The organism is Stutzerimonas stutzeri, assembly GCF_002890915.1.
GTDB classification, from domain to species: Bacteria; Pseudomonadota; Gammaproteobacteria; order Pseudomonadales; family Pseudomonadaceae; genus Stutzerimonas; species Stutzerimonas stutzeri_AF.
Genome location: NZ_POUT01000006.1, coordinates 142523 through 156987, shown reverse-complemented (window position 1 = coordinate 156987; position 14465 = coordinate 142523). Strand labels below are relative to the sequence as shown.

15 protein-coding genes are annotated in these 14465 nt (G+C 66.0%); 6 read left to right on the top strand and 9 right to left on the bottom strand.

Annotation, left to right across the window (positions count from 1 at the left end; genetic code table 11):
• Positions 1-33 precede the first annotated feature (33 nt).
• The 6 genes from rng to mreB form a co-directional block, all read right to left on the bottom strand.
• The gene (gene rng / locus CXK94_RS12460; protein ID WP_037042606.1) at positions 34-1491 is read right to left on the bottom strand and encodes a ribonuclease G; all 1458 of its coding nucleotides are present in this window, start codon (positions 1489-1491) and stop codon (positions 34-36) included.
• 87 nt (positions 1492-1578) lie between these two features.
• Positions 1579-2169 (bottom strand): Maf family protein, encoded by a 591-nt coding sequence (locus tag CXK94_RS12455; protein ID WP_102894579.1) that lies wholly within the window; start codon positions 2167-2169, stop codon positions 1579-1581.
• A 92-nt stretch (positions 2170-2261) separates the two neighbouring features.
• Positions 2262-3410, bottom strand: a complete 1149-nt coding sequence (locus CXK94_RS12450; RefSeq protein ID WP_037042610.1) for a PEGA domain-containing protein — start codon at positions 3408-3410, stop codon at positions 2262-2264.
• Positions 3411-3585: 175 nt separating this feature from the next.
• Positions 3586-4074 (bottom strand): rod shape-determining protein MreD, encoded by a 489-nt coding sequence (gene mreD, locus CXK94_RS12445; protein WP_037042612.1) that lies wholly within the window; start codon positions 4072-4074, stop codon positions 3586-3588.
• Positions 4071-5018, bottom strand: coding sequence for a rod shape-determining protein MreC (mreC, locus tag CXK94_RS12440; protein ID WP_219726491.1), 948 nt, complete (start codon positions 5016-5018; stop codon positions 4071-4073). The genes mreD and mreC overlap by 4 nt, the downstream gene beginning before the upstream one ends.
• A gap of 169 nt (positions 5019-5187) precedes the next feature.
• Entirely contained in the window at positions 5188-6225 is a 1038-nt protein-coding gene (gene mreB / locus CXK94_RS12435; RefSeq protein WP_003292433.1) for a rod shape-determining protein MreB, read from the bottom strand.
• Between the two features lie 313 nt (positions 6226-6538).
• On the opposite strand from mreB, the gene gatC reads away from it, so the two are divergent.
• The 6 genes from gatC to CXK94_RS12405 all read left to right on the top strand — a co-directional run bounded on the left by gatC (position 6539) and on the right by CXK94_RS12405 (position 12603).
• Positions 6539-6826, top strand: coding sequence for an Asp-tRNA(Asn)/Glu-tRNA(Gln) amidotransferase subunit GatC (gene gatC / locus CXK94_RS12430; protein WP_037042614.1), 288 nt, complete (start codon positions 6539-6541; stop codon positions 6824-6826).
• Between the two features lie 14 nt (positions 6827-6840).
• Positions 6841-8292: an Asp-tRNA(Asn)/Glu-tRNA(Gln) amidotransferase subunit GatA gene (gatA, locus tag CXK94_RS12425; protein WP_102894655.1), complete on the top strand. Its 1452-nt coding sequence runs from the start codon at positions 6841-6843 to the stop codon at positions 8290-8292.
• A gap of 13 nt (positions 8293-8305) precedes the next feature.
• Positions 8306-9754 carry an Asp-tRNA(Asn)/Glu-tRNA(Gln) amidotransferase subunit GatB gene (gene gatB / locus CXK94_RS12420; RefSeq protein ID WP_102894577.1) on the top strand — a complete coding sequence of 483 codons (1449 nt, stop codon included), beginning with the start codon at positions 8306-8308 and terminating at the stop codon, positions 9752-9754.
• 159 nt (positions 9755-9913) lie between these two features.
• Positions 9914-10318, top strand: a complete 405-nt coding sequence (locus tag CXK94_RS12415) for a septal ring lytic transglycosylase RlpA family protein (RefSeq protein ID WP_037042617.1) — start codon at positions 9914-9916, stop codon at positions 10316-10318.
• Between the two features lie 79 nt (positions 10319-10397).
• The gene (locus CXK94_RS12410) at positions 10398-11483 is read left to right on the top strand and encodes a calcium/sodium antiporter (protein WP_037042619.1); all 1086 of its coding nucleotides are present in this window, start codon (positions 10398-10400) and stop codon (positions 11481-11483) included.
• A 34-nt stretch (positions 11484-11517) separates the two neighbouring features.
• Positions 11518-12603 carry a calcium/sodium antiporter gene (locus CXK94_RS12405; RefSeq protein ID WP_102894576.1) on the top strand — a complete coding sequence of 362 codons (1086 nt, stop codon included), beginning with the start codon at positions 11518-11520 and terminating at the stop codon, positions 12601-12603.
• A 66-nt stretch (positions 12604-12669) separates the two neighbouring features.
• Here the strand turns inward: CXK94_RS12405 and CXK94_RS12400 are convergent, their stop codons facing one another.
• Genes CXK94_RS12400 through CXK94_RS12390 form a run of 3 tightly spaced genes read right to left on the bottom strand, consistent with a single transcriptional unit; the run spans position 12670 to position 14425 of the window.
• Positions 12670-13095, bottom strand: coding sequence for a bactofilin family protein (locus CXK94_RS12400; RefSeq protein ID WP_037042624.1), 426 nt, complete (start codon positions 13093-13095; stop codon positions 12670-12672).
• Between the two features lie 18 nt (positions 13096-13113).
• Positions 13114-13470, bottom strand: a complete 357-nt coding sequence (locus CXK94_RS12395; protein ID WP_102894575.1) for a hypothetical protein — start codon at positions 13468-13470, stop codon at positions 13114-13116.
• Entirely contained in the window at positions 13451-14425 is a 975-nt protein-coding gene (locus tag CXK94_RS12390; RefSeq protein WP_102894654.1) for a M23 family metallopeptidase, read from the bottom strand. The genes CXK94_RS12395 and CXK94_RS12390 overlap by 20 nt, the downstream gene beginning before the upstream one ends.
• Positions 14426-14465 lie beyond the last annotated feature (40 nt).

Here is a 14465-nt window from a genome sequence, read left to right as displayed (position 1 = left end):
CGCTCCGCTCATCCCGGTCCTGGCTGGCGCTATTCAGAGCAGCACCACATCGTACTGTTCCTGCGAGTACATGCTTTCCACCTGGAACTTGATCGAGCGGCCGATGAACGCCTCGAGATCGGCGACGTTGCCGGACTCTTCGTCGAGCAGGCGGTCGATCACCTTCTGGTTCGCCAGCACCCGGTAGCCTTCGGCCTGATAGGCCCGCGCCTCGCGCAGGATCTCGCGGAAGATCTCGTAGCAGATGGTTTCCGGCGTCTTCAGCTTGCCGCGCCCCTGGCAGCACATGCACGGCTCGCAGAGTACCTGTTCGAGGCTCTCGCGGGTACGCTTGCGGGTCATCTGCACCAGGCCGAGCTCGGTGATACCGATGATGTTGGTCTTGGCGTGGTCGCGCTCGAGTTGCTTCTCCAGGGTGCGCAGGACCTGGCGGCGATGCTCCTCGTCCTCCATATCGATGAAGTCGATGATGATGATGCCGCCCAGGTTGCGCAGGCGCAGCTGCCGCGCAATGGCGGTAGCGGATTCCAGATTGGTCTTGAAGATGGTCTCTTCGAGCGTGCGGTGGCCGACGAAGGCGCCGGTATTGACGTCGATGGTGGTCATCGCCTCGGCCGGATCGATGATCAGGTAGCCGCCGGACTTGAGCATCACCTTGCGTTCCAGGGCCTTCTGGATCTCGTCCTCGACGCCGTAGAGATCGAAGATCGGCCGCTCGCCCGGGTAGTGTTCGAGGCGGTCGCCCAGCTCGGGCATCAGCTCGCCGACGAACTGCCTGACCTTCTGGAAGTTTTCCCGCGAGTCGATGCGGATCTTCTCGATCCGCGGGTTGACCAGGTCGCGCAGCGTGCGCATGGCCAGCGAGAGGTCCTCGTAGATCACCGTGGGCGCCGAGGCGGTCTTGATCTGCCCGGCAATCTGTTCCCAGAGCCGGCGCAGGTAGCGGATGTCCATGAGGATCTCGTCGCGGCCAGCGCCCTCGGCGGCGGTGCGCAGGATGAAGCCGCCGGCCTCCTGGATACCTTCGGCGGCGACACATTCGGCAACGATCTGCTTGAGCCGCTCGCGCTCGGCCTCGTCCTCGATACGCAGGGAAATCCCGACGTGGCTGGTGCGCGGCATGTAGACCAGATAGCGCGAGGGGATCGACAGCTGGGTGGTGAGTCGCGCCCCCTTGGTGCCGATGGGGTCCTTGGTGACCTGCACCACCAGGCTCTGCCCCTCGTGCACCAGCGCATTGATCGGCTCGACGGCGTTGCCTTCACGCGCGGAAATCTCCGACGCATGGATGAAGGCCGCGCGGTCCAGGCCGATGTCGACGAAGGCTGCCTGCATGCCTGGCAGCACGCGCACCACCTTGCCCTTGTAGATATTGCCGACGATGCCGCGGCGCTGGGTGCGCTCGACATGCACCTCCTGCAGGACACCGTTCTCCACCACCGCCACCCGTGATTCCATGGGGGTGATGTTCATCAGGATTTCTTCGCTCATTCTTGTTCTCGGCCGGTGGCTTGATATGCAGCGCTAGCTGATGGTTGCGGTCGATTCTAACCGCCATGCGTGCCGAAGCCACAGGCTCTAGCTTGAGCCTTTGGTCCAACGGGGAAGGCCGAACGCATCGAGAAGCTGCGCGGTTTCACACAGCGGCAGGCCGACCACCGCCGAATAGCTGCCCTGCAACTGGCTGACGAACGCCGCACCCCAGCCTTGAATGGCATAGCCGCCCGCCTTGTCCAGCGGCTCGCCGTTGGCCCAGTAACGCTCCGCCTCGGCTTCGGCGATCGTGCGAAAGGTCACCTCACTGACGACTACGCGCACCTCGCAGGCCGCCCGGCTGGCCAGAGCCACCGCGGTCATGACCCGGTGCGTGCGCCCGGACAGGGCAGCCAGCATGGCCAGGCCATCGGCGCGACTCTCCGGCTTGCCCAGGATGCGCTGGTCGAGCACCACACTGGTATCGGCGCCCAGCACACAACCATCGCGGTCGTTCAGGCGGGCCAGGCCGGCCTGCGCCTTGGCCCGCGCGATGCGTTCGACATAGGCTTCGGGCGATTCGGCCGGCGACGGGGTTTCATCGACCGATACGTCGAGCAGGGAAAAGGGAACGCCGATCTGTGCGAGCAATTCGCGGCGACGGGGAGATGCGGAGGCGAGAAACAGTGCGCCCATGCTGCCTGATCCTTGAAAAATAAGCGGCAGGGTCGCATACCCGGGCGTTACGAGGAAAGCGCAAGGGCCCGGCCTAGCCGAGCCCTTGCGGATCAGAACTTGAAGTTGAGCACCTGGTCGCCCTTGAGCGACAGCGTGCGCTTCTGGGTGATGCCACCGGAGGTGACCTGGATGTCGTAGACGCCACTGTCGAGCACCAGCGAGACCGGCGTCGCGCCGTGCTCCTGGTCATTGATGCGGACCTGGTCGCCATATTTGTTGCTGCGCACGATCAGCGAATAGGTCTTGCTGTCGCACTGCTCGTAAGGCACGTCGAGGATCGCGCAGGGCATCATCTTCTTCGCGCTGACGGTCGCTTCGATGCTCACCTGGGCATTGACGGTGCCGTCCAGGCTCATGCTCGCCTGGGCGAAGTCGCTGCGGGTGCGGTAGCGATACCAGCCGGTATCCAGCGCCAGATCGGCGACCTGATCCTTGAGGTCCTCGGCGAGCACCCGCTGGTAGTTCTCCAGCACCCATTGCGACATCTGGCCGTCGTTGCGATGCTCGGCCAGGCAGTCGGCCAGGCTCTTGCTGGCCGAGCAACGGAAGGACACCGACTGTTCGAAGCGGATCGTCTTGTCCAGCTTGCGGGCGATGGCCTGGATCTTCTTGCTGTTGCGCTCACGGATTTCCGCTGCCAGCTGCGCCTTGAGACGCTCGACGTCACGCGCCGCCAGGGAAAACTTCAGGTGCTGGCTGCCGAGATCCTTCTCGATCGCATCGACACGCCCGCTGACGGTGGCTTCGGCCTCGGTAGTGCGCGCATGTTCGTCGAGCAGTTCGTTGAGCCGCTTGCGGTCTGCGCCCTGACCGAGGAAATCGTCGACCTCCATGCGGATGAGCTTCTTGCTGTTTTCCAGCTGCAGCCGGGCGGCGGCCTGTGCGCTCTTCTCGATGCGCAGGGCATCTTCGAGTTTCTGCTTGTCGAGCAGCAGGGCATCGAGTTCGGCGATCTTGGCCGCCAGCTGCTCCGCGCGGGGCGAGCCGTCCGATGCATCGGCGACTGTGGGCGTGGTGACCGGAACGGGTGTGGAAAGCTTGGCCAGCTGCGGCGCCTTTGGCTCGCCGTCGGCCTGGGAATAGCTGCTGCCGACCAGCAGCGTCAGCATCAGCGCCCCGACTGCACCGCTGCCAGCCATCACCGAACGGGCGCGACGAGAGCCTCCCGGTTTGGAACAAATCGAAACGTCAGCTTCCATACCCACTCGCCCGTGCTGTTGTACTTGTCGTCTGTCTGAAGGCAGAACCGATAATGGCGGAACGCCATAGTGGCGGCATGATTTCAGAAATGCTCTGCAGCTTCAAGGCAAGGGGCTTGCGCGACCACACAAAACCACACGAAAAGAAGGCATCAGGACGGAACGTCCGTGCCCCTCAGTAGACGGCGAAGCGCCGACGCGCCCACTGCAGCGCCACGAAGACCCAGGGCCAGAGCAGCGCGCTGATGGGCACCGGCACCAGGAACAGCAGGGTCGGCGGACGGTTGCCCGTCAAGGTGTTGAGCCAGAGCTGGACCAGTTGCGCCAGGCCGAGGATCACCAGCAATACCATGCTCTGCTGCCACAACGGGAACATGCGCAGGCGCTGCTGCAGACTCAAGACCAGGAAGGCGACCAGGATCAGTGGCAGCCCGCTCTGCCCGAACAGCGTGCCGGCCAGTACATCCTGTGCCAGCCCGAAACAGAACGCGGCCCCCAGCCCACCACGATGCGGCAGGGTCAGCGACCAGTAGGCGATGACCAGCCCCAGCCACAGCGGCCGGCCCAGTTCGGCACTGCCGGGCATCGGCGCCACGCTGAGCAGCAGGGCGAGCGTCAGGCTGAGCCAGATCACCCAGCCGTTGTTGGGGCGCCCGCCGATCATGGCCGCGCCCCCGCATCCGCAGCCGGTTGCCCGGCTTGTTCGGCATCGTTGCCGGCTGGTGGTTGCCGCTCCTGGCCGGTTTCCTCGGAGGCCTGGCGGTCCGCGTCGGCCTGCGCTTCGGCGGCCGCGGCGGCGCGCTCCTCGGGGCTGCGCGAATCGCTGAAGACCAGCATCAGGTAACGGCTACGGTTGAGCATTGCCGTCGGCACCGCGCGCACGATGGCGAACGGCTGGCCGGAGCCATGCACCACTTCGGTCACCTGTGCCACCGGATAACCGCTGGGAAAACGCTGGCCGAGCCCGGAGCTGACCAATAGATCGCCGACCTTGATGTCCGCGCTCTCCGCCACGTGGCGCAGCTCGAGATAGTCCGGGCTGCCGGTGCCCACGGCGATGGCGCGCAGGCCGTTGCGGTTGACCTGCACCGGAATGCTGTGGGTCACGTCGGTGAGCAGCAGGACCCGGGCGGCATAGGGCAGCACCTCGACCACCTGCCCCATCAGGCCGCTGGCGTCGAGCACCGGCTGGCCGAGGAACACGCCGTCCTTGGCGCCCTTGTCGATCAGGATGCGATGGGTGAAGGGGTTCGGGTCGAGGCCGATCAGCTCGGCGACGAGCACCCGGTCGTCGACCAGTGCCGACGAGTTGAGCAGCTCGCGCAGGCGCACGTTCTGCTCGGTGAGCATGGCCAGCTTCTGCAGACGCCGCTGCATCAGCAGCGCTTCGGCCTTGAGCTTCTCGTTCTCGGCCATCAGGCTGCTGCTGCTGGCGATCTGCTCGGTGGCGCCTTTCCAGATGCGCACCGGCATGTCCGCCAGCCAGTAGAACGGCGTCAGCACCAGGCCCATCTGGCTGCGTACCGTTTTCAGCGCGTCGAAGCGTGCATCGACCACCATCAGCGCGACACAAAGCACGACGAGCACCAGCAGGCGCACACCGAGCAAAGGTCCCTTGGCAAATAGCGGCTTGATTGCGACTACCTCACGGCTGATGGTTTCGGAAGACTGAACGCGACAAGCCGAAAGCCGGTGCGAACCGGGCTTTCGGCTTGTCTAGGGGCTGTTGATGTTGCGGCGAAACGCCAACAGCCCCCAGGAGCTTACCGCCTGGAGTTCACTCCGTGGACAGCAGGTCCATGGCGTGACGATCCATCATCTCCAGGGCGCGACCACCGCCACGAGCGACGCAGGTCAGCGGCTCCTCGGCGACGATCACCGGCAGGCCGGTCTCCTGCGCCAGCAGCTTGTCCAGGTCACGCAGCAGCGCGCCACCACCGGTGAGCACCAGGCCACGCTCGGCGATGTCGGAGGCCAGCTCCGGCGGCGATTGTTCGAGCGCGCTCTTGACCGCCTGGACGATGGTCGCCAGCGACTCCTGCAGCGCTTCGAGCACTTCGTTGGAGTTCAGGGTGAAGCTGCGCGGTACGCCTTCGGCCAGATTGCGGCCGCGAACGTCCACTTCGCGAAGCTCGCCACCCGGGAAGGCGGTGCCGATCTCCTGCTTGATGCGCTCGGCGGTCGATTCGCCGATCAGGCTGCCATAGTTGCGCCGTACATAAGTCACGATGGATTCGTCGAAACGATCGCCACCGACCCGCACGGACTCGGCATAGACCACGCCGTTGAGGGAGATCAGCGCGATCTCGGTGGTACCGCCACCGATGTCGACGACCATCGAGCCACGCGCCTCGTCCACCGGCAGGCCGGCGCCGATGGCGGCGGCCATCGGCTCCTCGATCAGGAATACTTCGCGGGCACCGGCACCCAGCGCCGATTCGCGAATGGCGCGGCGCTCGACCTGGGTCGACTTGCACGGCACGCAGATCAGCACGCGCGGGCTAGGCTGCAGGAAGCTGTTCTCGTGAACCTTGTTGATGAAGTACTGCAGCATCTTCTCGCAGACGCTGAAGTCGGCGATCACGCCATCCTTCATCGGGCGGATCGCATTGATGTTGCCCGGGGTACGGCCCAGCATGCGCTTGGCCTCGGTGCCCACGGCCACCACGCTTTTCTGATTGCCGTGGCTACGAATGGCGACCACCGACGGCTCGTCGAGAACGATACCGCGATCGCGCACATAAATAAGGGTATTGGCAGTGCCCAGGTCGATCGACAGATCACTGGAAAACATGCCACGCAGTTTCTTGAACATGGGAAAAGGGCCCTGGGGCAAACGCGTGGGGAAAAAAGTGCCGCAAACTCTAACAATGGTGCGAACTTAGGGCAAGGCGCGAGTCCGTCGAGGACGCTTCAGACGTGAGCCATTGCGCGCTTGGCGGCACTGCGCGGCAGTTCGCCCCATCCCCGGGCACCATGGCCACGCTACCGGGAAACGCCCCGGACATGTAAGATTGACGGCTTTTCCGGGCTCGAACGCCCATTGCCGCGGCTCGACATTGCCGCCCTCGCGCTCCGCTCGACCGACGCAAGGGCCGCCCCGATTCGCTTTCCGCTGGAGATATCCGATGGCGCTTGAACGCACCGAGGTGGAAAAGATCGCTCACCTGGCCCGCCTGGGCCTGGCTGAAGCCGACCTGCCCCGCACCACCGAGACCCTCAACAATATCCTCGGCCTGATCGACCGCATGCAGGCGGTCGACACCAGCGGCATCGAGCCGCTGGCCCACCCACTGGAAACCACCCAGCGCCTGCGCGCCGACGTGGTCACCGAGCGCAACCAGCGCGACGCCTACCAGGCGATCGCCCCGGCCGTGGAAGACGGCCTGTACCTGGTCCCGCGGGTGATCGAGTGATGAAGGACACCGCCATGCACAACCTGACGCTTGCCGAAATCGCCCGCAATCTCGCCGAGAAGCGCTTCTCCGCCGAGGAGCTGACCCACACCCTGCTGGCGCGCATTCAGCAGCTCGATCCGCAGCTCAACAGCTTCATCAGCGTCACCGAGGAACTGGCCCTCACCCAGGCCAGGGCCGCCGACGCCCGCCGCGCCGCCGGCGAGGACGGCGCGCTGCTGGGTGCGCCAATCGGTCACAAGGACCTGTTCTGCACCCAGGGCATCCGCACCAGTTGCGGCTCGCGGATTCTCGACGCCTTCAAGGCGCCCTACGACGCCACCGTCGTGGAACGGCTCGCCGCCGCCGGCACCGTCACCCTCGGCAAGCTGAACATGGACGAGTTCGCCATGGGCTCGGCCAACGAGTCCAGCTACTACGGCCCGGTGAAGAATCCCTGGGACCCGACCCGCGTGCCCGGCGGCTCCTCCGGTGGCTCCGCCGCCGCCATCGCCGCGCGCCTGATCCCGGCTGCCACCGGCACCGACACCGGCGGCTCGATCCGCCAGCCGGCGGCGCTGACCAACCTCACCGGCCTCAAGCCCACCTACGGCCGGGTGTCACGCTGGGGCATGGTCGCCTATGCCTCCAGCCTCGACCAGGGCGGCCCCATGGCGCGCACCGCCGAAGATTGCGCATTGCTGCTGGGCGCCATGGCCGGCTTCGATCCGAAGGACTCCACCAGCGTCGAACAGCCGCTGGACGACTACCTAGCCGCACTGAGCCAGCCACTCGCCGGCCTGCGCATCGGCCTGCCGAAGGAATACTTCGGCGCCGGTCTCGACCCGAAGATCGCCGATGCGGTGATGCAAGTGGTCGAAGAACTGAAGAAGCTCGGCGCCACGGTGAAGGACATCAGCCTGCCGAACATGCAACACGCGATCCCTTCCTACTATGTGATCGCGCCGGCCGAGGCCTCCTCCAACCTCTCGCGTTTCGATGGCGTGCGCTTCGGCTACCGCTGCGAGAACCCCGTGGACCTCACCGACCTCTACAAGCGCTCACGCGCCGAAGGCTTCGGCGACGAGGTCAAGCGGCGCATCATGGTTGGCACCTACGCGCTGTCGGCCGGCTACTACGACGCCTACTACCTCAAGGCACAGAAGATCCGCCGGCTGATCAAGAACGACTTCGTCGGCGCTTTCGAGGACGTCGACCTGATCCTCGGCCCGACCACGCCGAACCTGGCCTGGAAGCTCGGCGAGAAGAACGCCGACCCGGTTTCCGCCTACCTGGAAGACATCTACACCATCACCGCCAACCTCGCCGGCATCCCCGGCCTGTCGATGCCGGCCGGCTTCATCGACGGCCTGCCGGTGGGCGTGCAACTGCTCGCCCCGTATTTCCAGGAGGCGCGCCTGCTCAACGTGGCGCACCAATACCAGCAGGTCAGCGATTGGCACCTGCGCGCCCCGGCCGGATTCTGAGGAGACCGAACAGATGCAATGGGAAACCGTGATCGGGCTGGAAATCCACGCACAGCTCGCCACCCAGTCGAAGATCTTTTCCGGCAGCGCCACCACCTTCGGCGCCGAGCCCAACACCCAGGCCAGCCTGGTCGACCTCGGCATGCCCGGCACCCTGCCGGTGCTCAACGCCGAAGCCGTGCGCATGGCCTGCAAGTTCGGTCTGGCGATCGACGCCGTGATCGCCGGGAAGAACGTCTTCGCGCGCAAGAACTACTTCTACCCGGACCTGCCCAAGGGCTACCAGACCAGCCAGATGGACCACCCCATCGTCGGCAAGGGCCACCTGGACATCACCCTGGAAGACGGCAGCACGCGACGCATCGGCATCACCCGCGCGCACCTGGAAGAGGACGCCGGCAAGAGCCTGCATGAAGACTTCCACGGCATGAGCGGCATCGACCTCAATCGCGCCGGCACGCCGCTGCTGGAAATCGTCTCCGAGCCGGATATCCGCTCGGCCAAGGAGGCGGTCGCCTACGTCAAGGCGATTCACGCGCTGGTGCGCTATCTGGGCATCTGCGATGGCAACATGGCCGAGGGCTCGCTGCGCTGCGACTGCAACGTCTCGGTGCGGCCGAAGGGCCAGGCCGCGTTCGGCACCCGCGCCGAGATCAAGAACGTCAACTCCTTCCGTTTCATCGAGAAGGCGATCAACCACGAGGTGCAGCGCCAGATCGAACTGATCGAGGACGGCGGCACGGTGGTGCAGGAAACCCGCCTGTACGATCCGAACAAGGACGAGACGCGCTCCATGCGCAGCAAGGAAGAAGCCAACGACTACCGCTACTTCCCCTGCCCCGACCTGCTGCCGGTGGTGATCGAGCAGAGCTTCCTCGACGAAGTGCGCGCCAGCCTGCCGGAGCTGCCGGTGCAGAAGCGCGAGCGCTTCGAGCGCGAGTTCGGCCTGTCGGCCTACGACGCCACGGTACTGGCGGCCAGCCGCGAAATGGCCGACTACTTCGAGGCGGTGCAGCAGGTCTGCGGCGATGCCAAGCTGTCCGCCAACTGGGTGATGGGCGAGCTGTCCAGCCTGCTCAACAAGGACAACCTGGACATCGAGCAGTCGCCGGTTTCCGCCGAGCAACTGGGCGGGATGATCCAGCGCATCAAGGACAACACCATCAGCGGCAAGATCGCCAAGATGGTCTTCGAGGCACTGGCCGCCGGCGAAGGCGCGACGGCCGACGAGATCATCGAGAAGAAGGGCCTCAAGCAGGTCACCGACTCCGGCGCGATCGAGGCGATGCTCGACGAGGTACTCGCGGCCAACGCCGAGCAGGTCGAACAATACCGCGCCAGCGACGAAGCCAAGCGCGGCAAGATGTTCGGCTTCTTCGTCGGCCAGGCGATGAAGGCGTCCAAGGGCAAGGCCAACCCCGGCCAGGTGAACCAACTGCTGAAGAAAAAGCTCGAAGGCTAAGAGCCTGGCGCCCGTGCGGTGGAGCACACGCTCTGCCGCGGGCACCATCCCTTGCCGTCCCGTCCGCTCCATCCACCGCTGAGCACATACCCTATTCTCGGGACGCTGCTGCGGGCTTCCTTCGGCCCGTCAACGATTGGTCCAACGGAAGGATTGCCCATGCGTCAAATCCCGCTTCTCGTTCTCCTGCTCCTGGCCCTGCTGGCAGGCGGCTGTGCCGAGCGCCAGCCGGCGCCGCCCGCCGCCACGCCCCCTCCGTCCCGCCAGGAAGGCTTCACCCAGAGCGGCAAGGCCTCCTATTACGCGCGCATGCACCATGGCAAGCGCACCGCCAACGGGGAAACCCATGACCAGAACGCCCTCGTCGCCGCCCACCGCAGCCTGCCGTTCGGCACCCGGGTCCGCGTCACCAACCTGAACAACGGCAAGCAGGTGGTGGTACGCATCAACGATCGCGGCCCGTTCCGCCGGGGCCGCATCATCGACCTCTCGCGCGCCGCCGCCAGGCAACTGGACATGCTGAACGCCGGCGTGGCCCGCGTGCGCATCGAAACCCTCCCATGAGCCTTAGCATGACCTCAGCCGCCACCCTTCCCGCGTCCATGACCGCACCCGTTCCCTCCCAAACCCCGGAAGCCGCCGCATGTCGCTGATGACCTTCGCCTATCTGATCGGCGGCCTGGTGCTGCTGGTGGCCGGTGCCGAAGTGCTGGTACGCGGCGCGGCCGAGCTGGCCGGACGCTTCGGCATCCCGCCGCTGATCATCGGCCTGACCATAGTCGCCTTCGGCACCAGCGCCCCGGAAACGGCGGTCAGCGTGCAGGCTTCCCTGAGCGGCAGCGGCGATATTGCCGTGGGCAACGTGATCGGCAGCAACATCGCCAACATCCTGCTGATTCTCGGGCTCTGCGCGGCGGTCGCGCCGCTGCTGGTGTCGCGCCAGCTGATCCGTCTCGACGTGCCGGTGATGATCGGCGCCGGGCTGCTCTGCTACGCCCTGACCTGGAACGGCCGCATCAGCCGCCTCGACGGCATCCTGCTGCTGGCCTGCCTGATCGGCTATACGGTGTTCCTGATCGTCGCCAGCCTGCGCGAGAAGGCCGTGCCGGTGGCCGACGAGTTCGCCGCCGAGTTCGGCTCGGCTGGCAGCGACAAGCCATTCGCCTGGGTATTCCAGCTGCTGCTGATCCTGCTCGGCCTCGGCCTGCTGGTGGGCGGCTCGAACCTGCTGATCGAAGGTGCCGTGGCGCTGGCCCGCGCGCTGGGCCTGTCGGAGCTGATCATCGGCCTGACGGTCGTGGCCGTCGGCACCTCGCTGCCGGAACTGGCCACCTCGCTGCTGGCGGTGCTCCGGGGCGAGCGCGACATTGCCGTGGGCAATGTGATCGGCAGCTGCATCTTCAACCTGCTGCTGGTACTCGGCGCAGGGGCGGTGGTGGCCAGCGAAGGCCTGTCGATCTCGCCGAATGCGCGCTCGTTCGACTTCCCCATCATGCTCACGGTGTTCGTCGCCTGCCTGCCGATCTTCTTCTCCGGCTACTGCATCCGCCGCTGGGAGGGCCTGCTGTTCTTCGCCTACTACGTGGCCTACACCCTGTACCTGGTGATGTTCGCCACCGGCCTCGGGGCGATCCACCTGCTGCGCGATGCGATGCTCTGGTTCGCCTTCCCCTTGACGGCCATCACGCTTTTGGTGATCTTCCTGCGCGCCTGGCAGCGCCAGCGCTAAGCCCTCTATTTCGTCCCTTCTGGAGCATCGCATCGTGACCCTGATGACTTTCGTCTATCTCCTCGCCGGCCTGGTCCTGCTCGTTGCCGGCGCCGAGGTACTGGTGCGCGGCGCCGCCAGGCTCGCCGCCCAGTTCGGCATCTCGCCGCTGGTCATCGGCCTCACCGTGGTCGCCTTCGGCACCAGCGCTCCGGAAACGGCGGTCAGTGTGCAGGCTTCGTTCAATGGCAGCGGCGACATCGCCATCGGCAACGTGCTGGGCAGCAATATCGCCAACGTCCTGCTGATCCTCGGCATGACCGCCCTGGTCGCGCCGCTGGTGGTGTCGCGCCAGCTGATCCGCCTCGACGTACCGATCATGATCGGCGCCAGCCTGGCCGTGCTCGCGCTGGCCTGGGATGGCCAGCTCAGCCGGCTGGACGGCGCACTGCTGTTCGCCGCCGTGGTGGCCTATACCCTGTTCCTGATCATCAGCAGCCGCCGCGAGAAGGCCGCCGGAGCGGACGACGAGTTCGCCAAGGAGTTCGGCCTGGATCAGCCGGTCAAGCCCCATGCCGGCCTGATCAACGCCGGCCTGGTGATCGTCGGCCTGGTGCTGCTGGTGCTGGGCTCCAACTTCCTGGTCGAGGGGGCCGTGGCGCTGGCCCGTGCACTGGGTCTTTCGGAACTGGTGATCGGCCTGACCGTGATCGCCATCGGCACCTCGCTGCCGGAGCTGGCCACCTCGATCCTCGCCGCCTTCCGTGGCGAACGCGATATCGCCGTCGGCAACATCGTCGGCAGCAACATCTTCAATTTGCTCTGCGTGCTCGGGCTGGCGGCGCTGGTATCGCCCGCGGCGATCGCCGTATCGCCCAATGCACTGGCCTTCGACTTCCCGGTGATGATCGCCGTTGCGCTGGCCTGCCTGCCGATCTTCTTCGCCGGCTACAGCATCAACCGCTGGGAAGGCCTGCTGTTCCTCGCCTACTACCTGGCCTACACCCTGTATCTGGTATTGGCCAGCACTGGCCGGCCGTTCGCCCAGACCTTCGGTGACGCCATGCTCGGCTACGCGTTGCCGTTGACCGCGGTCACCCTGCTGGTGATCAGTGCCCGCGCCTGGAAGAGGCAGCGCTGAAAATCCGGCGGCGCGTCTGTCAGGGGCCGCGCCGGGCAAGGCCGATCGTCCCGGCGCGCGCCTGACTCAGCCCTCGCGGACCTGCGGCCGCGGCAATTCGAAGACCTGTGCGGTCTCCTCCTCATCGCCCATCCGGCTGAGCATGCCATCGACCACGGCGCCGTTCTCCATGCTCAGTTGGCGGTAGCGGATATTGCCGCGCACCCGCGCGTTGGAATGCAGCTCGAGCAGGTGCTCGACCACCAGGTCGCCCACGATGGTGCCGTCGATCAACGCATCGTAGCTGCTGACATTGCCCTCAATCCGCCCCTCGGCGCTCAAGGCCAGGAGGCTGTGGGTTCCCGGCTTGTGGCAGACGTCGCCCTGCACCGCGCCGATGATCTTGAGCCCCTCCTCGAACTGCATGTCGCCAACCAGCGACACATTGCCGGAGATCAGGCTCGAGAACTGTTCGATGGTGACGCGCGATACCTGCTTCTTCTTGCTGAACATCACTACTCCCAAAGGTCGTTAACGGGCTTTCTTCTGTTGCCGGAAGAACGCCAGGTCTGTTTGCAATCGTTCGATTTGCGCGGACAACTGGGCGCTGCGCTTGAGCAGCTGGGCCTGCGTCGCCTCGGCTTCCTGGCGCTGCAACCGGCCCCGCTCGAGTGCGTCCTGAAGCGCCTGGTTCTCGGCGAGCAACCCCGCGACCCGCTGCTCATGCGCGGCGTTTTCATGGTCACGCAGGAACAGCAGCGCGGCGATCAGGCAGAGCAGCACGGCGATGCCCCAGCGCCAGGGCCGGGCCGGGCGAACGGCCAGCAGCCGATGCTCGGCGCGCACCAGCTCGCGGGTCGAAGGTTTCCTAGTCTTCAGCCTGAGCATCGCCCATCCGCTCCAGATCACCCAGGGCGAGGAAGCGCTGCGGATCGACGAACCGCCCCTTGTGCAGCACTTCGAAATGAAGATGCGGACCGGTGGAGCGCCCGGTGGAGCCCACCGCGCCGATCCGCTGCTCGGGCGTGACCACATCCCCGGCCCGCACATGCAGCCGCGACAGATGGGCGTAGCGGGTCACCAGCCGGTTGCCGTGATCGATCTCGACCAGATTGCCGTATGCGCCACGATAGCCGGCGAAGCGAACCCGGCCGCCGGCCGCGGCCAGCACATCCGAGCCGGTTCTCAATGCGAAATCCACCCCCGAATGGAAGGCCAGCTGCTTCCTGAACGGGTCGATGCGGTTGCCGTAGGCCGATCCCAGGCGCGCCTCCCCCACGGGCCGGCGGGAGGGAATCGCCATGAGCGCCGCGTTGCGTTCGGCCACGCGCTGCATCATCTCGTCCAGCACCAAGCGGATGCAGCGTGCCGATGTCACGGTGTGCTGCAGATCGTCCAGCGATACGCTGTCGCCATCCAGCAATTCGCCCGAACAGCCCTGCGGCGCCAGCAGCACGCCGCCCTGCCCCGCGCTGTCACGCGGTGCCGGCACCAGCGATGGCAGCAGGGTCGGGTCGAGGGCAGAGAGTTGCCCGCTCAGGATACGGTGCTCGCTCATCATCTGCTGCAGCGCGAGCACGTCGGACTCCAGCGACTTCAGCCGGCCGACCACCTCGCCGACCCGCGCGATGGCGAAACGCCCTTCGCCGTCCGGTTCCGGCTCGTCGAGAGACGCGGAAACCTGCCGTCCCCCCAGGTCGCGCCCGAGCCAGACGCCGCCGACGAAGGCACCGAGATTCAGGCTCAGCAACAGCGCCAGGCCCGGAACGAGCACGCGCCGCAGGCTGACGACGCGGGCGGTATCGCGCGTCAACGAACGGCTCGAAGGTGAAAAAAACGACATCATCCCAATCCCCAGCAAACAAAGACGGCTACCCCGCTCG